Raw genomic sequence first — 23,264 nt, forward strand, 5'->3', positions numbered from 1 at the left:
CCCTTTTAATCTTGATAGTTATATTTAGGGTGGTTCACTAAATTTTGTCCGTTGATTTCCGCTCCAATCATCTCATTGTCTACCATATTTAAAACGTTATTTTCACACCTAATTTACCTTAATTCCTTAAATTCATTTAGAAAAACGATTGTTTCTGTTAAGATAAGTAGGAAGAATGTCGAATGGGGAGGAACACCTGTTGGAGCGTGAACTAGCATTAGAAATTGTACGTGTTACAGAAGCAGCTGCTCTTGCATCTGCACAATGGATGGGTAGAGGAAAGAAAAATGAAGCTGATCAAGCTGCTACCACTGCTATGCGAAAAATGTTTGATTCCGTTAACATGAATGGCGTAGTAGTTATTGGCGAAGGTGAACTAGACGAAGCACCTATGCTCTATATCGGGGAAGAACTGGGTACGAAAATCGGTCCAAATGTAGATATTGCTGTTGATCCTCTAGAAGGAACGAGCATTGTCGCTAAAGGACATAATAATGCCATGGCGGTTATCGCTGTAGCAGACCGTGGAACACTTCTGCATGCACCTGATATGTATATGGAAAAGATTGCGGTCGGTAAAAATGCTGCAGGGAAAATAAGTTTATTAGATCCAATTGAAAAAACAATTGATATAGTTGCTGAAGCAAATAATAAGCGTGTTCAAGATTTAACCGTTATTATCCAGGAACGGGATCGCCATAATGATTTAATTGAAAGAGTTCGAGCAAAAGGCTCTCGGGTTAAATTATTTGGAGATGGTGATGTCGGAGCAGCCATCGCTACTGCTCTTCCCCATACAGGTGTCGACCTTTTTATTGGAATTGGTGGGGCTCCTGAGGGTGTCATTTCCGCTGCTGCTTTAAAAGCTTTAGGTGGTGACATGCAAGCGAGACTTGTACCTTCCACAAAAGAAGAGGAAGAACGCTGTATTTCTATGGGCCTTAAGGATCCTAGACAATTACTATTATTAAATGACTTAGTATCTGGAGATGACGCTATTTTCGCTGCAACCGGTGTTTCGAGCGGAGAACTACTTGATGGTGTTCGTTTCCTTGGTGGAGACTTAGTTGAAACTCACTCCATCGTTATGAGAAGCAAAACAAAGACAGTTAGATATATTACCGCCCATCACCACCTAGAATTAAAACCTCATTTATTAATGGTTTAATGGAAAAATTAATAGAATGGTTTACGAAAATAGAGGAGTGTTAAAATGTCAGAACGTTTTTTTCTTTATGATGATACTGTTACCACAAAAACTCGATTTGTGAGTTTTATGGGGGAAAATACAAGATTCGATTTAGCCATTATTATGTCTGATCGTTACTATGGCAAGCATATGGTACTGGACATACAAGGCAACCGCTTTGCCATAATCGGTCCAGATGATTTAAAAGAAGAAGGATATCTAGAATATGCTTTTCAACTAAGTGAAGAAGACGCCGAGGAACTTCGATCATTTTTATATCAATTAATCTAAAGTAATGATTCATTTCTACATGAGTGATTCTGATCTTTTTACAAATAATAAGAAGAAGCTGTTCAGTTGGATAGTTAATTCAGAATCTTAGTAGAGGTGAATCTTATGAGTGAAGATAAAGAAGTTTATACCGACTTTACAAATGTTGAAACTCAGAGAAAGTTCCTAGTTCCTGAACAAACACCTGAGGGGCCATACGGAGCTCCACGGGGCAAAGATACTCCAGTGCAAGGAAAAACACCTTGGCTTGAAGGGCAACAATATTATAGTGCATTTACTTATGAAAATAGAACCCTTCATCAAAATATGCCCAGGCAAATGGAAGGGTCCCATCCGACTCATGATGACCCTAACAAAGAAACGGAACCTCCATACGATCATGGTCAGACGGCAGATGATAAATAAAATTACTAATGGAAAAGACGTGTCATTACACGTCTTTTTTCACGTCGTTATTAGCAGCTGGCTGAGGATTTTTAACTTTTTTCATCACAAAATAAGCACACCCAAAGTTACAAAACTCGTATAAATACTCCGTTAAAGTACTGATCTTAGTATCAAATGTCGCTTTCGGATTTTGATCATCAAAAAAACCTTTTAATCGAAGCTGGCCGTATCCCCAATCCCCAACTATAAATTCATATTTTGACAAAACCTCACTATATCTTCCACGAAAGGCTTCTTCATTAAAGCCCTCTCTTTTCTCTTCAATTACTTCATAACAAACATTATTTATGCAAATCATTAATAGCTCACCTCAAGTTAAGGAATGGAATGTTTAGGTTTATTTTAAATTTTCTTTTATTATTCAGCTTATTAGAATACTTCTAAATCAATTATAGAGCAATGTAATCAGCCTTAAAAGTCGCATATTTAAATTATAACTGATTCACCATGAATTACTAAGAGAAATTCGAATAATCATGGTCATTCTATTAATGAGGAGGTGTAAAGATTGAAAAAATCTTTATTAATTTTAGGACTATGTAGTGCAACAGCATTAACGGCTTGCCAAAACGATGCTGGCAGAGGAGATTTTATGAATCAAACTGGTCATACATTAAATGTGAATGACCAACGTGCCGAAATTTATAACCGTCCAGATGATGTCTCCGAAGACTTTGGATATGTGCGTCACCAAAAAAGTCCAATCGCTGGGGATAATCGATCTTTAGACCATTATGCGGCAATCGATAGAGAAAAGGTTGCCGATATTATTGGTAAATATTGTACTGAAATAAGAGATGTTGATGATATTTCCACTTTAGTAACAGACGAAGAAGTGCTAATTATTTATAACACTACTTCTAAGAACCGTTTTGAAACAGCTGACCAAGTTAAAAAGATGGCTATGTCTGTCGTACCACGTTGGTACCATGTATATGTTTCAGACAATACTAACTTAAGGAAACAAGTCGAAAGTTATGCAACGTTAGACTCTGATAGTCGAAATGTTGAAAATGGCATCGATGGAATTATTGATGAAATGCTTAAGTCTCCTCAAGGCCGAAAAATGAGCGCTGGAGAAAATGCTAACGGTGAAACGATTAAAGGTGGCGTTAACAACAATCTTGATAAAGATAGACACCGTGTAGAAATGCAATCTAACGGTAATCAGAATAGAGACAACGGTCAAAGACGTGGAAACTATAACTTTGACGATTATGAGCAATCCCGTGAGTACATGAATAAAGGATTTGGAAACAAATAATATAATGGATAAAAAAGAGTTCAGCTATTAACGCTGAACTCTTTTCCTACACTTTTATAATGCTTCTTTTGCCTCAGAATCTTGTTCACCAAGCATTTGCTTATGCTTAGCAGCCGCATTTACTTGTTCATCAGCATGATAGGATGAACGTACGAGTGGACCCGCTTCACAGTGGCTAAAGCCTTTACTTAGTGCTATTTCTTTTAATTCTTGGAATTCATCAGGATGATAGTATTTTTCAACTTTTAAATGTTTTTTAGTTGGCTGTAGATATTGGCCAATTGTCATAATATCTACATTATTTGCTCTTAAATCATCCATTGTCTCAATAATATCTTCTTTAGTTTCTCCTAAACCAATCATTAAACTTGATTTAGTAGGGATGTCCGGTTGCATTTCTTTTGCTCGGCGTAAAAATTCTAAAGAACGCTCATACTTTGCTCGAGCTCTTACTCTGTCTGATAGTCGACGAACAGTTTCAATATTATGATTGAGAATATCAGGACGTGCATCCATTAACGTTTTTAAATTCTCATACACTCCACCCATATCAGAAGGTAGGACTTCAATTGATACAAACGGATTCTTACGTCTAATGGCACGAACCGTTTCAGCAAAAACAGCTGCTCCTCCATCTTTTAAATCATCTCTAGCAACAGCCGTAACAACTACGTGCTTTAGGTTCATAAGCGCAACTGAATCAGCTACTCTTTCTGGCTCTTTTAAATCTAGTTCATTTGGTAATCCCGTCTTAACCGCACAGAAACGGCAGGCACGCGTACAAACATCACCAAGAATCATAAAGGTTGCCGTTCTTCGTACAGCCCAACATTCATGAATATTAGGACATCTGGCTTCTTCACAAACGGTGTGAAGATTCTTTTCCCTCATCATTTTTTTTAGGCCCGTGTAGTTTTCATTTGTATTTAGCTTAATTTTTAACCACTCAGGTTTGCGTAAGTACTCTTCTTTTTTACTCAATCTTTCCACTCCATCCCTAAATGATAAGTGTATTAGTTCAAATATATAGTTCTAAGTCGAAAAGGCTTTTTTTTAAGGCTATATAGACAATCCTAAATTGGTACTAACCATAGCGAAAAAAGCACTCTAATTAGACTACTTCTGATGTCACTTTAACATAACAAAATATATGAGACAAGCTAGATACTTAAGATTACCATTAATTGATATTTATTTATTTTTCCAAATCTCACACACTAGATATGTAAAGAGCGTTTCAAATTTATTATACATGAAGGGAGGATTACCGTGCGGCTTCAACAACTAATTACACTGTTTATCTGTGTCTCTTTTCTGACTACTTCTATCCCTATTAATAAAGTTCACGCTCAAACGGAACAAACGGATGTATATGCAAAAAGAATGGAACTTTATAAAAAAGTTGAAGCAGTAACACATATCCCTTGGTTTTATTTAGCCGCCATTGATCAATATGAGCGGACCGTTAGAGCATCTAGACGGGACCTACCAAAAGCAACAGGACTTACAGGTATATATTTCAGGGAAGATCAATGGTCTGGAGCTCTAAACCCTAATAAAAAAGATGAGAACCCTCTATCCATTCAATTTTTTAATGGCATGGGGTTAGACGGTAATGGGGACGGAAAAGCATCCATTACTGACGATGAGGATGTACTCTACACATTTGCTACTAACGTATTATCATACGGAACGGACCATGATAATATAAAAATCGCCCTTTGGGATTATTATAAGAGAGACAAAACTGTAGGCATTATAATCGGAAAGGCAAAAATCTATCATCATTTCGGACATCTGAATTTAGATAGTCACGCGTTCCCAGTTCCACTTAGAAGTAATTACAGTTATAAAAATACATGGGGTGACGCTCGTGGTTGGGGTGGAAGAAGGATCCATGAAGGGACAGACATTTTCGCAAATTACGGGGTCCCTGTAAGAGCGACTTCTTATGGGATTATAGAAATGAAAGGTTGGAACCGATATGGTGGTTGGCGTATCGGAATACGTGATATTAACAATAACTATCATTATTTTGCTCACTTGAGTGGGTTTGCAAAAGATTTAAGAGTAGGACAAGTAGTAGAACCAGGTATGTTAATAGGGGGCGTAGGAAGTTCAGGCTATGGGCCTCCAGGAACTTCAGGGAAATTCCCTCCTCACTTACACTATGGAATGTATAAAGATAACGGCGTTACCGAATGGTCATATGATCCTTTTCCACATTTAAGGCTATGGGAAAGACAAGAACGCCAAAATGCTAAAAAGAAAAGATAATATGAAAAGCGCTGGAGCTAGACAGTTGTCTAACTTCAGTAACTTACACTTTCATACCTCTAATTAAAAAGGCTACCGTGTATTTAACGGTAGCCTAACCTTTAATTTGCTCTTTTTGATTTAATTACTGCATTAGCAATACTAGCAGCAAGTCCGCCCCAAATAATAACCATCCCAACAATCATCATTGCAATTGAACTTCCAGACATTATTGAGATACCTCCTTCTTGTCAGTAACCTTAAGGGTATCTTTATCCCATTTGAATGCCATAAAGATAAATCCTAGTACGATTGCACCAATCGCTACTCCCCATCCTGAATATAAAAGGAAGCTTGTAGGATAGCCTTCATAGTTATCTTTAATGTTTGTAATAATGTTTTGAACCATCATGTAACCTAAAACTAATGGTGTAACAACGCCTAAACAGATTTTAAACCATGCTCCAAGCATAATGTCTGACATACTGTTTGCGTGACTTTGTAGATTTTTCAATTCTTTTAATACCCATACAACCACTACAACTTCAACTAATCCAGCTAAAGCTACACCAAATTGGTTAATGAAATAATCTGCTGCATCTAAGAAGTATAGACCGCCTTTTGTTGCGAAAAGGATTGAGATTAGAGCTGATAATCCTCCACCATATAGAACTGCTTTAGTACGTGATACTTTAAATTTATCCTGTACACCAGCAACAAATGTTTCAACAATAGAGATTAGAGATGATAAACCTGCAAGTACTAAACAGATGAAGAATAATGAACCAAACATACCGTTTAGTGCAGGGAATTCATTAATAATCTGAGGGAAAACAACGAATGCTAATCCTACACCCGCTTTAACAACCTCATTTACTGGAACACCAGCTTGTGACGCCATAAATCCTAATGCAGCGAATACCCCGATACCAGCTAGTAATTCAAATCCAGAGTTTGCAAACCCTGTAATGAACGCATTATTTGTGATATCCGTTTTCTTAGGTAGATAGCTTGAATATGTGATCATAATAGCAAAGGCAATGGATAAACTGAAGAAGATTTGACCATATGCAGCTACCCAAACCTTACCATCAGCAATTTTGCTCCAATCTGGTTTAAAGAATGCTTCTAAACCTTGTGCAGCTCCATCAAGTGTTAATGCACGAACAACAATAACTAAGAATAAAATAACTAGTGCAGGAATAAAGATTTTGTTCGCAACTTCGATACCTTTTTTAACACCTTTGAAAAGAACCCCTAAAGTAATAACCCAAACAATAATTAACGGTAGAAATACTCCTGGAACAATTCCACCTACATCTCCTGGTGTTTCAGCAAGCTTTAAATAATCACCGAATAAGAACGAACCTGGATCATCTCCCCATTTCAAACTGAAAGAGAATCCTGCGAAGCTCATTGCCCATGCAATTATTACAGCATAATAAGTTGAGATAATAAAGGAAATCGCTACTTGCCACCAACCAAGCCACTCAAATCTTTTATTTAACTTAGCATAAGTTAATGGTGCTGATCCACGATATTTATGTCCTAGTGTAAACTCAAGAACTAAGAGTGGAATACCTGCTGTTAATAATGCGAATAAATATGGAAGGAAAAAGGCTCCTCCACCATTTTCATAAGCTACTGCTGGGAAACGCCAAATGTTACCTAGACCAACTGCTGAACCAACAGCCGCTAAGATAAACCCTGCACGTGTCCCCCACTGTGGACGATTATCCATCGTTAGTTTACCCCCTATTGGTTCCAACTTGTTTCAATTAAAAGAACAATTGGAACTTTTTATATTTTCTGATTTTTTAATATAATCTAAAATTAGTATAGCTAGTTTTCTTACATCTGTCAAAACATTATTTGTGGAATAGTAATCATTTTTAATTTATACCTGTAGTACATTAAAATAGTGAAAGCAATAACAAAGATTACTAGTTTTTTATTATATTAAAACAACTATCCACCTCCTCCTTATAATAGTATTCAAAAGATTTGAAAACTTTCAATTTATTTTCAGAATATTCATTACTCATGGCTTTTTTCATACTAATAAAAAAATAAGGAACCTGATAAAAGTCAGATTCCTTAGGTATTTATTGCATTTCTAGTTTATTTTTTCCTGCTATAAATGTAAAAGCTACTAGTAGAACAATCACGGCTGCAAGCGCGATTATCGTACTTCCAGTAAAACCAATAATAAAATATCCAATTATAGCAATCACGGCTGCAGTTAGAGCATATGGCAGTTGTGTGATTACATGATCTATATGGTTACATCCAGCCCCGGTAGATGAAAGGATTGTCGTATCTGAGATTGGCGAACAGTGATCTCCAAAGACTGCTCCGGCTAAAACAGCAGCCATCGCAGGAGAAAGCAAATTAATATCTGTTGCTGCTGCAATATCCCATGCTATTGGTAGTAAGATTCCAAAAGAACCCCATGAAGTACCAGTTGAGAAAGCCATCACTCCAGCAATAACAAATAGTATAACCGGTAGAAAAGCTGTATTAATATTAGAATTTTCAACAACTGTTGCCAGATACTTACCCGTTTCTAAACGACCGATCAAATCAACAATTGCCCAAGCAAATATTAAGATGTAAACGGCTGGTAACATCGATTTAATACCTTCTATAAAACCAGTAGATAAAGTATTGGCTCCCACACCTTTAAGCACGAACACTTGGCGGAAGTATAGAAGTAAGGTCACTGCTAAACCAACTAATCCACCTAAGATTAAGGATTTAGCTACATCCGTGTTTTCAAAAATAGCTAGAATGGTCGCTTTCCCTTCAATTGCTCCATAGCCTGTCCAAAGCATTGCACCAACAGTTCCTACAACTAAAGCAAGGATTGGCCAGATTAAATCTCCTACAGATCCTGTTTTACTAGTTGGCAGGTCATCCTTTAATTCCCCTGGTGCTGGCTTATTTGGATCTAGCACCTCACCTGTAGTGATTGCACGTAATTCATGCTGCTTCATTGGACCGAAGTTAATATTTCTGATTGAAATAATGAATACCATTCCAAGTGTTGCCCAAACGTATAGATTCATAGGTATCATTTGGATAAAAGCTGAAAACGCTGAGTATTCCGTGATATTATGAGCGGCTAAAATGGTTCCAATTAATGCAATAATGTATGCTCCCCAACTCGAAATTGGTGAAACTACACACACAGGAGCCGACGTTGAATCAATTAAATAAGCAAGTTTTGCTCTAGAAACCCTTTGTCTATCCGTTATGGGTCTTGAAATTTGGCCAACAGCAAGGGCGTTAAAGTAATCATCAATAAAGATTATAACACCTAAAACCGCTCCGACAATCTGAGCACCAGCTCTAGTCTTAACACGTTTCATTGCCCACTCACCAAACGCACGGCTACCACCTGAGATAGAAATAAAGGCCGTTATGACTCCTAAAACTAGTAAGAAAAAGATAATATACACGTTCCAAGTATTTAAAGCTCCATCTGAAACAAAAATACCTTTTACAGCATCATAGATAATGCTAAAGGTTTCTCCTACATGAAAATCTGCTAATAATAATGCAGCTGTAAATATTCCTACACCTAGAGATAATAATACTCTTCTAGTTAAGATAACCATTACTATTGCAACGACTGGTGGCAATAGTGAGAATATCGTATTTTCCATTGTTAGTCCTCCTTTTATTTTTGGGGAGGGAGCAAACTTTTTTACACAAAAAAAGAGTAACGATAGAGAAAATTCCATCATTACTCTTTTGAATTTAAGTAATTAGTTTCTCCATCACGATCTGTAGCTCCCCATCATAGAGATTTCTCTATAATGACAGTGTTGCCCTTATTCAGGAGCAACCCCAGTAAAATAAACTTCGACCCGTCTATTCTACTTCGGCAATATTCCCTTTCATCTGTGATCTTCGTTGTCATCCTCACACAGCTTACTCTTTAATATTGCGCCTCTACCCCACCGAAATGATAAGGTTATTATTCAATTTCTTTTATACTATATCAGGATATTAACCTTTTGACAATTACTGATTTACTGGCAATTCTAGGGATGGAGTGCCTCCCTGACCTGAACCATTATAAAATTGAGGTACTTCACCTTCAAGAATACCAATTGCTACAGGAATATCTTGCTTATATGTGGTCACTTTCGTTGCAAATGGAATAATAATTTGCACATTTACTTTCAATTTAATGATTACTTCTACGTAAATATTATTAATTCCAATCTCTTTTGTGATCGTTTCAACATTGGTTTCTATGTCCCCGATGGCATTAAATCTAACAGGAATTTTCGGTCCTAAGTTCCCCAAAAGGGCGTTGTTTGTTGCTTGCCCCATCGGAACATAATAGACGATTCCATTCCCACTTTTCGAGTCATCTGTTTCAATCTCAATATCTGTAATCGATTCTAAAGCAGCTAAATCTCCACTTTCAGCCTTTTTAATATGGCTGAGTACTAAATCACTCGTTTCGCCCATCACTCGATTAATTTTTTCCGCATCAAAAATAGTAAGTGAAGTTTCAGGGTCCTTTCTAATAATCTCATTAATATCCATAACATTAGCAATTTTTTTATTAATAGCCTTATTAATCACTAGAGAAGCGATTTTTCTCGTTTGTGATTCTGCATAACTGACTAATGTTGGCTTTAAACCTTCATTAATAACCCACAAGCCTGCCGCCGTAGAAAAGATAAAAAAGATAAAGGTTAATAGAAATACATAACGAAATGGCAACGGACCTCTCCGTGGGAGATTACCGCGAAATTTGAGCAAGACAAATCCCCCCTTACAAGCTATATGTATGCAATAAAGGGGGGAGCTAGCGCAAAAATATTTAAATTATCGATTAATTTTTTGGGAAGGTTGTATCACAGCCTGTAATCATGACAGACAGTTCCTTACTTAAATCAAGTTCGTATGGACAAACGGATATCCCGTTCTCTTCTAATACCCTTACAATAGGGCGATCACTGAGCCCATTATTTTGGTTAGAAACAACCCCCAAACGACCATCATTTAATTCTACCGTTATTCCTACAGGATAAATAGCAACCGATCTTCTAAACGCTTCAACCACTTTACTATCAAACAGTGTACCTACTCCAGCAAATAATATTTCCAGACCATCATGGGGTAGCATGGCCCGTCTATATATTCGATTTGAGGTAACGGCATCAAATACATCAGCTACGGCAATTATTTTTCCAAAGCTATGTATTGATTCTTCAGTTAACCCTCTCGGATAACCAGAACCATTTACCCGCTCATGATGTTGATACGCACAGTGAGCGATTAGTAAAGAGATGCCTGGCACATTCCGAAGAATATTGAACCCTTCTTCTGGATGTTTCTTTACCTCCTCAAATTCCTCACTCGTAAGGCGACCAGGTTTAAGCAGAATCTCAGAAGGGATTTTCATCTTCCCTACATCATGGAGAATGGCTCCCATGCCTAGAAGCTCTAATTGTTTGGGTGGTAACTTAAGCTCCATCCCAATCGCTAAAGAGTACATCGTGACATTTAGAGAATGGGTAAAAATATAATTATCATATGTATAAACATCAGATATGATCGTAATTAAATCCTCATTACCACGGATTTCACTCATTATATGACGAATAAGTTCTGTGAAACGCTTCGAAGCTTTCTCAATGACGAAAGAATTGGATATAGAAGTGTCTTTGTAGACCTGCTTAAATGTTGATTCTATGGTCGTCATGGCTTCTCTTCTTAGTTTCCCGGATATTGGATCATTATGGTTAATGTCTGCTGTATTAGGGTCTTTTATATAAATGTAAGTAATCCCTAGGTTTACTAGTCGTAGGAGTACTCTCTCACCCAACTCAACACCCTCACTAAGCAACGTCTGTCCTTTATCATTGTAGATTGCTTTTGCAAGGATTGCACCCGGCTTTACAGTTGCTGTTGCTACTAATCTCATGCAAAACTCCCATTTCAAATGTAAGTAATCTTTCTATGTTCGTGTAACAAGAAAAAATTGCAACTTACGACATTTTTTTCTATTATAAAAATACAATAAGCTTGATTACCTATATTTTCAATGGTAATAAGTACTTATTTTATGTCTAAATTGTTAATAAATAGTGCTTTTTGAAAGTTCTATTCAAAAAACAAAATAAAATGAAGGCTCACTTTAGAAGCGAGCCTCCATTTAAATCATCTTTAATAAAGCGTCTTTGCCAATCATTCCTTTAGTAACACCAAGGGCCTCGGCTTCATATGTGACAGACTCTAAAGGTGCATTTAATAGCTGTTCAATTGTTTTTACGCCTACAGCTCTTCCTGCTATTACTTTTCTATCCTTCAGCTTCTCATTTAATAACGCGACATCCAGAGCACCACACATTATATATCCTTTATCACTCGTCACAACGAGCAAATTTGTTTTCGGCAATTTTACAGATACGCTTAAAAATGTGTGACCGTTAATTTCAATTGGTGAAAGTTCCATCATTTTTATCACGCCTCCTTCCCTATCAAGTTATGAGAAAAGAGGGAAAAGCGTGTATAAACTGTGTTATTACCTATATCTAGCCTGCAAAACCCTGATAAATTAATCGGATACCAACAACGATTAACATAATTCTTAAGATTTGCACAAGGGTATTGCTTTTAATTTTTGTGTTTGTTGTTGCACCAAGTTTAGCACCAAGCCAAGCACTCGGTATAAGAGCCAAGGCATAAAGCCAGTTTACATTTCCGAGACTGATATGTGCTCCCGAGCTAACAATAGAAGAAAGAAAGATCATAAACATAGAGGTAGCGATGGCAACATGTGGTGGAAACAAGAAGATAAGAATCATAGCCGGTACCATGAGTGACCCTCCACCAATACCAAAAATACCCGATATAAATCCAACAACAAACGATAGAGATAGACCAAGGAAAGGAGAATACCCATATTCAAAGGTCGCTCCCCTTTGATCAATAAAGGTTCTATTGATTCTGTAGCCTTTTTTAGGGGTCAGCGGTTTTAATTTATTTCGAATCATTAGGATGATGGAAACAAATATCATAAATATCCCAAAATAAATATTGAATGTATTTATGTCTAGATCACGGTTGATCCAAGCGCCTAAAAGGCTACCAGGACCACTTCCCATAAAGAAAATCAACCCACTTTTATAATCAACGGTTTTATGCTTTAAATAGGTCAATGTAGAAGATAATCCTGTAAAAATCATAATTAAAAGTGACGTTCCAACCGCAACCTGTGGGGTTACCTCATCTAAAAGGAACGTATAACTGCCAAAATATAATAAAGACGGGACAATAATAATTCCTCCGCCTAAACCAACTAATGCCCCTATAAAACCAGCTAACAGACCGATTACTATCAACGTAATCCATTCCATTCTATTCCCACCAACCTTTTAGTAGTATTGCTGTTTCAGGGCCCAAGGTAAATTAAAATAAATCTAATTGACGAGGTGCTAAATTAACATATTCAATTCCCATTAAAGATATAAGTTGTCTTGCATTATCCGCCGCATCTCCACCGGAATTATTATTAAATACAACGAAAACATCTTTGCAGTTTGTATGTAAAATTTCTAAATATGTTTTCCATTCCATGAGCTCTTCCTCATTATAACGGTATAAGTATCTTACTTCTCTCCAATTCTCTGCATTTCTCTTTTGCCAACCGTATACGTTACGACCATGAAATCGTACTAATACTTTTTCAGGATTAGTTAACTCAAGTACTGTTGGAACAGAACCTTCTCCTGATTGAGGTTCATCACAAATACTATGAATCCAGTTTTCTTTTTTCATGAATTCGATTGTTTTTTCCATATATAGAGGACGAAACCATGATTGATGACGAAACTCTAACGCACATGGTATCTCACCCATTTGATGTTTGCACCATCTCAAATAATCTACATTGTCTTTTTTACAATCAAACCAAGGCGGAAATTGAAACAAGACCAAGGCTAATTTATTTGATTGTATATAAGGCTGTAACGATTCTATAAATGCCTGAAACATTTCTTCTCTACTCTGAAAAGGGATATCTCCTCGCTGGTGACCCGTCATCCCTTGATACGCCTTCACAATAAACTGAAAAGTAGACGGAGTATCTTCCACCCACCTTTGTGAATTCCTAATAGGTTGTACGGCATAAAAGGAGGCATCCACTTCTACTGTCGGAAAAAATCCGGCATAGTCCTTTAATTTATTTCTAGGTGAGGAGCTAGGACTATATATACTGTCATGATCTCCCCAACCTGTAAGACCGATATGAATCAAAGAAACCTCCTCCATTCATAGTTGTTGATATCGTTAGTTTAACATGCGTATTTTTAAGAAGTATACAAAAAATCCGTTCACCCAAGGATGAACGGATTTTACATTTATTATTAACCGATTGAACCTTCCATTTCGAACTTGATTAGACGGTTCATTTCAACTGCGTATTCCATTGGAAGTTCTTTCGTAAATGGCTCGATGAAGCCCATTACGATCATTTCTGTTGCTTCTTCCTCTGAAATACCACGGCTCATTAGATAGAATAACTGCTCTTCTGATACTTTCGAAACTTTTGCTTCGTGCTCAAGAGAGATGTTATCATTTAAGATTTCGTTGTATGGAATTGTATCTGAAGTTGATTGATTATCCATGATTAACGTATCACACTCGATATTTGAACGAGCGCCATCTGCTTTACGACCAAAGTGAACGATACCACGGTAAGTAACTTTTCCACCTTGTTTCGAAATTGATTTTGATACGATTGTTGAAGATGTGTTTGGTGCTAAGTGAATCATTTTCGCACCAGCATCTTGGTGTTGACCTTTACCAGCAAGAGCGATAGAAAGAGTCATACCACGAGCACCTTCACCTTTAAGAATAACGGCTGGGTATTTCATCGTTAATTTAGAACCGATGTTACCATCAATCCATTCCATTGTTGCGTTCGCTTCACAAACTGCACGCTTTGTTACCAGATTGAAAACGTTATTTGCCCAGTTTTGAATCGTTGTATAACGGCAATAAGCATCTTTTTTGATGATGATTTCAACAACCGCACTGTGTAATGAGTTTGTTGTATATACAGGAGCTGTACAACCTTCAACATAGTGAACATGCGCTCCCTCATCAACGATAATCAACGTACGTTCGAACTGACCCATATTTTCAGAGTTAATACGGAAGTACGCTTGTAAAGGAGTTTCTACTTTAATTCCTTTTGGTACGTAGATGAATGAACCACCTGACCAAACTGCAGAGTTAAGTGCAGCAAACTTGTTGTCCGTTGGTGGAATTACTTTAGCCCAGTGCTCACGGAAAATGTCTTCATTTTCTTTAAGAGCTGAATCCGTATCCTTGAATACGATTCCTAAAGCTTCTAGATCTTCCTGCATGTTGTGGTAAACTACTTCAGATTCATACTGAGCAGATACCCCAGCAAGATATTTTTGTTCCGCTTCTGGAATACCTAATTTATCAAACGTTTGTTTAATTTCTTCAGGTACCTCATCCCAAGAACGTTCTGTTTTCTCTGATGGTTTTACGTAATACGTAATTTCATCAAAGTTCAATGCCATTAAGTCTCCGCCCCATTGTGGCATTGGCATATTATAAAAGTGTTCCAATGATTTCAGACGGAAGTCAAGCATCCACTGAGGCTCTTCCTTCATTTTTGAAATCTCTTCCACGATTTCACGTGTTAGACCACGCTTAGATCGGAAAATGGAAACGTCTTTATCGGCAAAACCATATTTATAATCACCGATTTCTGGCGCTTTTTTAGCCATCGTCGATTCCTCCATTCGTTATGGATACAAATGACTCTTAGTATCCTTCTTATTGTTGTTCTTCTTCCTTAAGACCCTTCTCCATTGCCTTCCAAGCCAACGTTGCACACTTAATACGAGCTGGAAACTTTGAAACACCTTGAAGAGCTTCGATATCACCTAAGTCAATATCATCTTCGTATTCTTTCCCTTGCATCATTTCAGAAAAAATCTTTGATAGCTTTAGAGCTTCCTCAACATTTTTCCCTTTAACGGCTTGAGTCATCATGGAAGCAGAAGACATTGAGATCGAGCATCCTTCACCTTCAAACTTGGCGTCCACTACTTTTCCCTCGTCTAGCTTCAATGTTAATTGAATACGGTCCCCACAAGTTGGGTTATTCATATTTATCGTTAAACTATTCTCATCTAAAATTCCTCTATTCCGAGGATTTTTATAATGATCCATAATTACCTGTCTGTAAAGTGTATCTAAATTATTAGAAGACATCGCTGAAATACTCCTTTGTTTTGACAAGCCCTTCTACAAGCTTATCAATATCTTCTTCCGTATTGTACAGGTAAAAACTTGCACGAGCCGTAGCAGAAGCTTTTAACCACTTCATTAATGGCTGTGCACAGTGATGTCCTGCACGAACGGCAATTCCTTCAGCATCTAATACCGTTGCAACATCGTGCGGGTGAACGTCATCAATATTAAACGTTACTAGTCCTGCACGTTTGTTCGGATCTTTAGGTCCATATATGGTCATACCTTCAATTTGGCTCATTCTCTCAAGTGCATAAGCAGCAAGCTTATGTTCATGAGCTTCAATGTTAGACAACCCAACTTCTTCTAAAAAGTCGATTGCTGCACCAAGCCCAATGGCACCAGCGATGATGGGAGTACCCGCTTCAAACTTCCAAGGTAACTCCTTCCAAGTAGACTCTTGTAACCCTACAAAGTCAATCATTTCCCCACCAAATTCGAATGGTTCCATGTTGGCTAAGTATTGTTTCTTTCCATATAAAACACCAATTCCAGTAGGTCCACACATTTTATGTCCTGAGAAAGCTAAGAAATCACAATCTAAGTCTTGAACATCAATCTTCATGTGTGGAGCACTTTGAGCACCGTCCACAACCATGATTGCTCCATGTTCATGTGCAATTTTAGCAATATCTTTAATAGGATTCATAACTCCTAGAACATTGGAAACTTGCATAATAGAAACAATCTTTGTATTAGTAGTAACGGTCTCTCTCATATCATCTAAAGAAATCGTACCATCTTCCTGAAGAGGCACATATTTTAGAGTGGCACCTGTTAATTTCGCTACTTGTTGCCAAGGAATGATATTAGCGTGGTGCTCCATATATGAGATAACAATCTCATCACCTTCACGTAAATTGTCTCTACCATAACTAGAAGCTACCATATTAAGAGCGGTAGTTGCCCCTCTAGTAAAGACTACTTCCTCAAAAGATTTCGCGTTGATGAACTTACTAACCTTTTCTCTAGCCCCTTCGTACCCATCCGTTGCTCTTGTACCGAGAGTGTGAACACCTCGATGCACATTTGAGTTGTACTCACGATAGTACTTCTCTAATGTTTCAATTACTTGGACTGGTTTCTGAGAAGTAGCAGCGCTATCGAGGTAAACAAGAGGTTTCCCGTTTACCTCCTGATCTAAAATAGGGAAGTATTGACGAATATCTCGGATATCCATTATCTTACTTTCCTTTCAATCACTTCAACAAGCTGCTTTTTAACTCCTTCAATTGGTAGTTCATTAACAACAGGAGCTAAGAAACCATGAATAACAAGACGTTCTGCTTCTTTTTGCGGAATACCACGGCTCATTAAGTAATAAAGCTGAAGTGGATCTACACGTCCAACTGATGCTGCGTGTCCTGCCGTTACATCATCTTCATCAATTAATAGAATTGGGTTTGCATCTCCACGAGCTTTTTCGCTTAGCATAAGTACACGAGACTCCTGCTCCGCATTCGCTTTAGAAGCACCATGTTCAATTTTACCGATACCATTAAAGATTGAAGTAGCGCTATCTTTCATAACACCGTGTTTTAAGATATAACCTTCAGAACGTTTTCCAAAATGCACAACACTTGTTGTGAAGTTTTGAGTTTGCTCTCCGCGACCTACTACAACTGTTTTTGTATCTCCGAAAGATCCATCGCCCATTAGGTTTGTTACATTTTCAGATACCGTATTGCCATCGTTCATTAATCCAAGAGCCCACTCAATACGAGCATCTCTCCCAGCTACTCCACGACGGTTTACATAAGTTGTAGTTCCCTTTGCAAGTGTATCTACCGCACCATATTGTACTTTTGTATTTGCATTTGCAATTACTTCCGTCACAATATTAAAAATACCTTCAGCTGAATCTACTGTTGAAATATAGTTTTCAACATAAGTAACTTCACTGTTATCCTCAGCCACTACTAATACGTGGTTAAATAGATTCGTTTCTTTGTCATCATGAATAAATACAGCTTGGATAGGTTCTGAAAGCACAACATTTTTCGGTACGTATAAGAATACTCCACCGTTTAAAAGTGCAGCATGTAAAGCAGTAAGCTTATGCTCATCTGGCTTAACTCCGTCTTTCATGAAGTATTTTTGTAGTAATTCTCCATGCTCGCGAGCAGCTGTAAAAATATCTACAAAGATAACCCCATTATCTTGAAGCTCTTTTGAAGCAGCAAGGAATGTAGGACGGTTATTTCTTTGAATATATAAATTCTTCTCAGTAGCTTCTATATCAATAAGAGATTTAACTTCTTCTGGTAAATCATTTAAAGAAGCAAAATCGTCACTTTTTACAATATGCTTTTCAAATTGAGTAAAATTCCATTTATCAATTTTTGTTTTATCTGGTTTAGGAAGCGGTAATGATTCAACATTAGAAAGCGCTTCTAAACGGAGTTCAGTTAGCCAAGCTGGTTCGCCCATCTCGTTAGAAAAAGAGCTAACATACTCCTTATCAAATGGTTGTTTCGTTTCAGTCGTCATCTTGATCCTCCTAACGCTTATTGCCCAACAGTTTCGTCTTCAATGCCAAGCTCTTTTTTAATCCAATCGTATCCTTCAGCTTCTAATCTTTGTGCAAGCTCAGGTCCGCCAGATTTAACAATACGACCTTGCATCATTACGTGGACAAAGTCAGGAGTGATATAGTTTAAAAGACGTTGATAGTGAGTGATGATTAAGCAACCAAAGTCTTCTCCGCGCATCTCATTGATCCCTTTTGAAACTACTTTTAATGCATCGATATCTAGTCCAGAATCGATTTCATCAAGAATAGCAATTTTAGGCTCAAGCATCATTAATTGAAGAATCTCATTACGTTTCTTCTCTCCACCAGAGAAACCTTCATTTAAGTAACGTTGTGCCATATCTTGATCCATTTCTAAGAAATCCATTTTTGAATCCATTGTACGAATGAATTTCATTAAAGAAACTTCATTTCCTTCTCCAAGACGGCTGTTAACAGCTGAACGTAAGAAGTCAGCATTTGTCACACCGCTGATTTCGCTTGGATATTGCATAGCTAAGAAAAGACCAGCACGAGCGCGCTCATCTACTTCCATCTCAAGTACATCTTCGTTATCTAACGAAATACTTCCACCTGTTACTTCATATTTAGGGTGACCCATGATTGCAGAAGATAAAGTAGATTTACCCGTTCCGTTAGGTCCCATGATTGCGTGAATTTCTCCACCTTTAACTTCAAGGTTAACACCTTTTAAAATTTGTTTACCTTCAATTGCAACTTGAAGATCTTTAATTGTTAAAGTCGATCCTGCCATTATTATACCTCCGTAAATGAAAGAAAGTTTGTATCCAATTGACTTATTATTGCCAACTTTTCTATTCTCATTTTATTATCATTACAATCTTATAACAAATGAAATGTGATAGCAACTCTTATGCAGTGTTAATTATTTTATTAAGAATTACTTAAAAACGCTCAAACGCTTGTTATAACTGTATTCTATTCAATATTTAAAACAACGGACATCCTCTGGTTTAAACAAGTCAAACCTATTTTTTCCTTAAAAAATCTTTTTATGTACATAAAACTAATTGAGAATGGTATATAAAAAAGCATCAAAAAATCTTATTCAGAAAAATGTTAATAAACATTTGTATGCGGAGCTTTTATTATACTAGACTATAGATAAAACAGGGGGATTTTTGAAATAAAAATAACCAGTGCACATTGAACACTGGTCTTAGTTCTTTCTATATATAATAATTATTTAAATTCGAAGCTTTCGTCCGATATCAGCAATCATTCGTTGACTCTTTAAATAGTCCTGTTGCCTACTTTTTTCTATCCTCATTCTAATCTCATGTTTTCTGCAATAAGTTTCATAACCAACCCCATGTGCACTATACATAGCCTTCTCCATATCACTCGTATAATTCAGCTGTAAATGACTGATAACGATTCATCCTTTCGATATTATCGCTTTACACGACTTTTTGGTAACAATTTAATGGTAACATTCATTAAGCACGCTACTCAAAGTCGATTACACATCATAATATCCCATATGAACGCTTGAGAATGGATATGGAGGAGTGAACTCTTATTAACATAGAATTCTGGATGAATCCTTCCATTTAGAGCTTTTTCCACTTTATTGGACTAAACTCTTCGTTATTGTTTCATTTGATTTAGGTCTTCCATAGCCTCTTGAACTAAAGTAACAGCCTGACTCATGGCTGCTCCCCCACCAAAGGCTGCTGTTACACCAACGGCTTCTAAAATTTCTTCCTCAGATGCACCTTGGTCAATGCAACCCTTTACATGATAAATAATGCAATACTCATCTTGAGCATAAATACTGATTCCTAAAGCAATTAAATGTTTTTCTTTTTGTGAAAGAGATCCTTCTTTAAAACAAGCTTCCGTAAATGCATTATAATGTCTAGCGATATCAGGCATTTTTTGTGTAAAGGTACCCAACCCAGCTTTATATTCGTGAAGTGCTTCTTCAGTTGAATTTCTTATTTCATATTGATGTTCCATTAATATTTACAGCTCCATTCAGTGTGAATTTTGTTTTTGTAAACTCGACCACTTACTATGTAATACATGTGAAAATGTAGTGATCGCTATCATCACAATTAGTATGTTTTAAACAAAAGTAATCTATTCTAGTCAAGCTACAGGTTGAGTTCACAAAAGACTTGTTTATAACACTGAACCTTGTCTGTTGATTTCCGTTCCAGGCACTTCGCTTTCCGCCTACGAAGTACTAGAACTGAATATCCTTTCTGTCGATAGGTCTATTTTGAATAAATCAATTAAAAGAAAAAGGCTGACCTAAAAAGAATTTTCTCCTTTTAGGTCAACCTTCCTTCTCTATTATTCAGTAACCGGTACAACTGCACCTTTGTATTTTTCTAAAATAAAGTCTTGAATTTCTTTTGAACGTAATACTTCTACTAATTTTGTAATAGCTTCTTTTGTTTCGTCGCCTTTACGAACAGCAATTACGTTTACATATGGAGATTCTTTATCTTCAATTGCGATTGAGTCCTCTAAAGGATTTAAACCAGCATCGATTGCATAGTTAGAGTTGATTAGTACCGCATCGCCTTCATCGTTGTTGTAGATTTGTGGAAGTAATGCCGCTTCATATTCTGTTTGGAACTTTAAGTTCTTTGCATTTTCTAATACATCATCAACAGTAGCTTTCACTTTTTCTACATCTGCATTTAATTTTATTAAGCCTTCTTTTTCAAGCATCGTTAGAATACGACCGTGGTCAGCAACCGAGCTGCTCATAATGATTGTAGCTCCATCTGGTAGTTCATCTAAGCTTTTGTATTTTTTTGAGTAAACACCAATTGGCTCAATGTGAATTCCACCAGCATTTACGAAATCGTAACCGTGCTCAGCCATTTGAGCTTCTAAATAAGGAATGTGTTGGAAATAGTTAGCATCAAGTTCTTTTGACTCTAGGGCTTGGTTAGGAATGATATAGTCTTGGAATGTTTCAATTTTAAGATCTACACCTTGTTCAGCTAGAATTGATTTTGCTTCTTCTAATATCTCAGCATGAGGAACGTTTGAAGCTCCTACTACTAATTCAGTTGTTTCACCTTCGTTATTACCGCCTGAAGCATTATTTTCATCTTTAGCCGTACCACATGCTGCAAGTACCAATGCTAAAGAAAGTGACAATAAAACAGTTAACCATTTTTTCATTATGTTTTTCTCCTTATCTCTTATCTAGTTTGTTTGTTATAACATCACCAATGTATTGGATGATAAATACAATAATTAAAATGATAATAGTAGCCATTACCGTTACATCATTACGACTTCTTTGGAACCCCTCGAGATATGCTAGGTTACCAAGTCCACCAGCTCCAATTACCCCTGCCATAGCTGTATAGCTAACTAGTGCAATAGCCGTTACTGTGATACCTGAGACTAATGCCGGCATCGATTCTGGCAGAAGCACCTTCAGGATAATTGTACTTGTTTTTGCTCCCATTGATTTCGCTGCTTCAATTACACCTTTATCAATCTCTCTTAATCCAATTTCAACCATACGAGCATAGAATGGAGCAGAACCGATAATTAACGCTGGTAATGCGGCATTCTCTCCAATTATGGATCCCATGATTAACTTAGTGAAAGGAATGAGAAGGACAATTAGGATGATAAAAGGAATCGATCTAAACACATTAACAATCGCACTAATAATTTTATTAATAATTGCATTTTCCCAAATGTTCCCTTTGGCTGTTAAAAACAATAGTAACCCTAATGTGATTCCTAATATAAAAGTTACAACTACTGATATGGCTGACATATATAATGTTTGAAGTGTTGCTTCCCACATTCTCTCCCATTTAACATTTGGAAATAGTTCTTCAACCACTTGTCATCACCTCCACTCCCACTTGCTGTGAATGGATATAATCAATAGCCTTTGAAATCTCTTCTTTATCCCCATCTAAGTGGATAAAGAGTGTCCCATAAGAACCATTTTGAGTTTGCGAAATTTTCCCTTGTAAAATATTTACCGTAACTTGATAATTTCTAATTACATTTGTAATAAGAGGCTGTTCTGCTGCTTCTCCGACAAAACCTAATTGAATTACCGTTCCATGTGGATAAGCCTCTAATAAATGATCAATGGTTTCTTTCGTTTCTTCTGGCTCCGTTACTTGCTGAACGAAACGTTTTGTAATGTCTTGTTGAGGATTTTTAAATACATCTAGGACAGGTCCTAGTTCAACCACTCTTCCACCTTCCATTACGGCAACTCGGTGACAGATTTTTCTAATCACGTGCATCTCATGGGTTATTAATACAATCGTTAATCCTAGTTCTTTATTAATATCTACTAATAACTCTAGGATTGAGTCCGTTGTTTGTGGATCAAGAGCTGACGTAGCTTCATCACACAGTAAAACTTTTGGGTTATTAGCAAGAGCACGAGCGATTCCAACACGTTGCTTTTGTCCACCACTTAGCTGCGAGGGATACGCATCTTCTCTGCCTGACAAACCAACTAAATTGATTAGTTCATCTACTCGTTTTTGTCTTTGAGATTTTGGTATACCAGCAATCTCCAACGGAAAGGCTATATTTTCTCTAACCGTTCTGGACCATAATAAGTTAAAGTGTTGAAATATCATACTGATTTCTTGGCGAGCCTTTCTAAGCTCACTGCCTTTAATGTTAGAAACTTTTTTATTAGCAACAACTACAGATCCTTCTGTAGGGATTTCAAGACCATTTAGCATTCTGATTAATGTACTCTTCCCTGCACCACTATAACCAATAACACCAAAGATTTCTCCTTCTTTAATTTCAATGCTTACATCGTCAACGGCTGTTACTTTTCCTTTTTGGGAAGGATAAATTTTTTTCACATTTTTTATCGATATCACGATTGCTCACCCCTCTTTTAATCCGATTGCTCGCATAAAACTACAGAGATTTATAGGTTAAACAGACCGTTTTGTTAATGTTATCCTTACCTAATG

25 protein-coding genes and 1 riboswitch are annotated in these 23,264 nt (G+C 36.9%); of the genes, 5 read left to right on the plus strand and 20 right to left on the minus strand.

The window, feature by feature from the left end; translation table 11 throughout:
* Positions 1–199: 199 nt before the first annotated feature.
* The 3 genes from glpX to SM124_RS10240 all read left to right on the plus strand — a co-directional run bounded on the left by glpX (position 200) and on the right by SM124_RS10240 (position 1,885).
* On the plus strand, positions 200–1,168 hold the full coding sequence (gene glpX / locus SM124_RS10230; RefSeq protein ID WP_322446426.1) for a class II fructose-bisphosphatase: 969 nt from the start codon (positions 200–202) through the stop codon (positions 1,166–1,168).
* A gap of 45 nt (positions 1,169–1,213) precedes the next feature.
* Positions 1,214–1,480 carry a DUF3055 domain-containing protein gene (locus SM124_RS10235; RefSeq protein ID WP_322446427.1) on the plus strand — a complete coding sequence of 89 codons (267 nt, stop codon included), beginning with the start codon at positions 1,214–1,216 and terminating at the stop codon, positions 1,478–1,480.
* A gap of 105 nt (positions 1,481–1,585) precedes the next feature.
* Positions 1,586–1,885, plus strand: a complete 300-nt coding sequence (locus tag SM124_RS10240) for a cytosolic protein (protein WP_322446428.1) — start codon at positions 1,586–1,588, stop codon at positions 1,883–1,885.
* Positions 1,886–1,910: 25 nt separating this feature from the next.
* On the opposite strand, the gene SM124_RS10245 is transcribed toward SM124_RS10240, so the two are convergent.
* On the minus strand, positions 1,911–2,225 hold the full coding sequence (locus SM124_RS10245) for a YutD family protein (protein WP_322446429.1): 315 nt from the start codon (positions 2,223–2,225) through the stop codon (positions 1,911–1,913).
* A gap of 210 nt (positions 2,226–2,435) precedes the next feature.
* Between SM124_RS10245 and SM124_RS10250 the strand changes: the two genes are divergently transcribed.
* Positions 2,436–3,191, plus strand: coding sequence for a YhcN/YlaJ family sporulation lipoprotein (locus SM124_RS10250; RefSeq protein ID WP_322446430.1), 756 nt, complete (start codon positions 2,436–2,438; stop codon positions 3,189–3,191).
* A gap of 54 nt (positions 3,192–3,245) precedes the next feature.
* Here SM124_RS10250 and lipA read toward each other — a convergent pair whose 3' ends face one another.
* Complete coding sequence (gene lipA / locus SM124_RS10255) at positions 3,246–4,172, minus strand: lipoyl synthase (RefSeq protein ID WP_322446431.1); 927 nt, start codon at positions 4,170–4,172, stop codon at positions 3,246–3,248.
* A 345-nt stretch (positions 4,173–4,517) separates the two neighbouring features.
* On the opposite strand from lipA, the gene SM124_RS10260 reads away from it, so the two are divergent.
* Complete coding sequence (locus SM124_RS10260; protein ID WP_407691399.1) at positions 4,518–5,468, plus strand: M23 family metallopeptidase; 951 nt, start codon at positions 4,518–4,520, stop codon at positions 5,466–5,468.
* Between the two features lie 101 nt (positions 5,469–5,569).
* Here SM124_RS10260 and SM124_RS10265 read toward each other — a convergent pair whose 3' ends face one another.
* The 18 genes from SM124_RS10265 to SM124_RS10350 all read right to left on the minus strand — a co-directional run bounded on the left by SM124_RS10265 (position 5,570) and on the right by SM124_RS10350 (position 23,168).
* Positions 5,570–5,677 (minus strand): methionine/alanine import family NSS transporter small subunit, encoded by a 108-nt coding sequence (locus SM124_RS10265; protein ID WP_322446432.1) that lies wholly within the window; start codon positions 5,675–5,677, stop codon positions 5,570–5,572.
* On the minus strand, positions 5,677–7,188 hold the full coding sequence (locus SM124_RS10270; RefSeq protein ID WP_322446433.1) for a sodium-dependent transporter: 1,512 nt from the start codon (positions 7,186–7,188) through the stop codon (positions 5,677–5,679). Before SM124_RS10270 ends, SM124_RS10265 begins: the two co-directional genes overlap by 1 nt.
* A 364-nt stretch (positions 7,189–7,552) precedes the next feature.
* The gene (locus tag SM124_RS10275; RefSeq protein WP_322446434.1) at positions 7,553–9,115 is read right to left on the minus strand and encodes a Na+/H+ antiporter NhaC family protein; all 1,563 of its coding nucleotides are present in this window, start codon (positions 9,113–9,115) and stop codon (positions 7,553–7,555) included.
* Positions 9,116–9,231: 116 nt separating this feature from the next.
* Positions 9,232–9,415, minus strand: a riboswitch (Lysine riboswitch).
* Between the two features lie 61 nt (positions 9,416–9,476).
* On the minus strand, positions 9,477–10,229 hold the full coding sequence (gene yunB / locus SM124_RS10280; protein ID WP_322446435.1) for a sporulation protein YunB: 753 nt from the start codon (positions 10,227–10,229) through the stop codon (positions 9,477–9,479).
* 73 nt (positions 10,230–10,302) lie between these two features.
* Positions 10,303–11,397: an HD-GYP domain-containing protein gene (locus tag SM124_RS10285; RefSeq protein WP_322446436.1), complete on the minus strand. Its 1,095-nt coding sequence runs from the start codon at positions 11,395–11,397 to the stop codon at positions 10,303–10,305.
* 231 nt (positions 11,398–11,628) lie between these two features.
* Complete coding sequence (locus tag SM124_RS10290) at positions 11,629–11,931, minus strand: YunC family protein (RefSeq protein ID WP_322446437.1); 303 nt, start codon at positions 11,929–11,931, stop codon at positions 11,629–11,631.
* A 76-nt stretch (positions 11,932–12,007) separates the two neighbouring features.
* Positions 12,008–12,832, minus strand: coding sequence for a sulfite exporter TauE/SafE family protein (locus SM124_RS10295; protein WP_322446438.1), 825 nt, complete (start codon positions 12,830–12,832; stop codon positions 12,008–12,010).
* 52 nt (positions 12,833–12,884) lie between these two features.
* A complete protein-coding gene (locus SM124_RS10300; protein WP_322446439.1) occupies positions 12,885–13,730 on the minus strand; it encodes a DUF72 domain-containing protein in 846 nt (281 codons plus the stop codon).
* A gap of 110 nt (positions 13,731–13,840) precedes the next feature.
* Entirely contained in the window at positions 13,841–15,238 is a 1,398-nt protein-coding gene (gene sufB / locus SM124_RS10305) for a Fe-S cluster assembly protein SufB (RefSeq protein ID WP_322446440.1), read from the minus strand.
* 49 nt (positions 15,239–15,287) lie between these two features.
* A complete protein-coding gene (gene sufU / locus SM124_RS10310) occupies positions 15,288–15,728 on the minus strand; it encodes a Fe-S cluster assembly sulfur transfer protein SufU (protein ID WP_322446441.1) in 441 nt (146 codons plus the stop codon).
* Positions 15,718–16,947, minus strand: a complete 1,230-nt coding sequence (locus tag SM124_RS10315) for a cysteine desulfurase (protein ID WP_322446442.1) — start codon at positions 16,945–16,947, stop codon at positions 15,718–15,720. The genes sufU and SM124_RS10315 overlap by 11 nt, the downstream gene beginning before the upstream one ends.
* Positions 16,947–18,257, minus strand: a complete 1,311-nt coding sequence (gene sufD / locus SM124_RS10320; protein ID WP_322446443.1) for a Fe-S cluster assembly protein SufD — start codon at positions 18,255–18,257, stop codon at positions 16,947–16,949. Before sufD ends, SM124_RS10315 begins: the two co-directional genes overlap by 1 nt.
* 17 nt (positions 18,258–18,274) lie before the next feature.
* Entirely contained in the window at positions 18,275–19,054 is a 780-nt protein-coding gene (gene sufC / locus SM124_RS10325) for a Fe-S cluster assembly ATPase SufC (protein WP_322446444.1), read from the minus strand.
* 453 nt (positions 19,055–19,507) lie between these two features.
* Positions 19,508–19,648, minus strand: a complete 141-nt coding sequence (locus tag SM124_RS10330) for a YuzK family famiily protein (RefSeq protein ID WP_322446445.1) — start codon at positions 19,646–19,648, stop codon at positions 19,508–19,510.
* Positions 19,649–19,911: 263 nt separating this feature from the next.
* Entirely contained in the window at positions 19,912–20,283 is a 372-nt protein-coding gene (locus SM124_RS10335; protein ID WP_322446446.1) for a carboxymuconolactone decarboxylase family protein, read from the minus strand.
* Between the two features lie 339 nt (positions 20,284–20,622).
* Positions 20,623–21,468 (minus strand): MetQ/NlpA family ABC transporter substrate-binding protein, encoded by an 846-nt coding sequence (locus SM124_RS10340; protein ID WP_322446447.1) that lies wholly within the window; start codon positions 21,466–21,468, stop codon positions 20,623–20,625.
* 13 nt (positions 21,469–21,481) lie between these two features.
* Complete coding sequence (locus tag SM124_RS10345; RefSeq protein WP_322446448.1) at positions 21,482–22,150, minus strand: methionine ABC transporter permease; 669 nt, start codon at positions 22,148–22,150, stop codon at positions 21,482–21,484.
* Positions 22,143–23,168, minus strand: coding sequence for a methionine ABC transporter ATP-binding protein (locus SM124_RS10350; protein WP_322446449.1), 1,026 nt, complete (start codon positions 23,166–23,168; stop codon positions 22,143–22,145). The genes SM124_RS10345 and SM124_RS10350 overlap by 8 nt, the downstream gene beginning before the upstream one ends.
* Positions 23,169–23,264: the final 96 nt, after the last annotated feature.

The organism is Robertmurraya mangrovi (assembly GCF_034427655.1).
GTDB classification, from domain to species: Bacteria; Bacillota; Bacilli; order Bacillales; family Cytobacillaceae; genus Robertmurraya_A; species Robertmurraya_A mangrovi.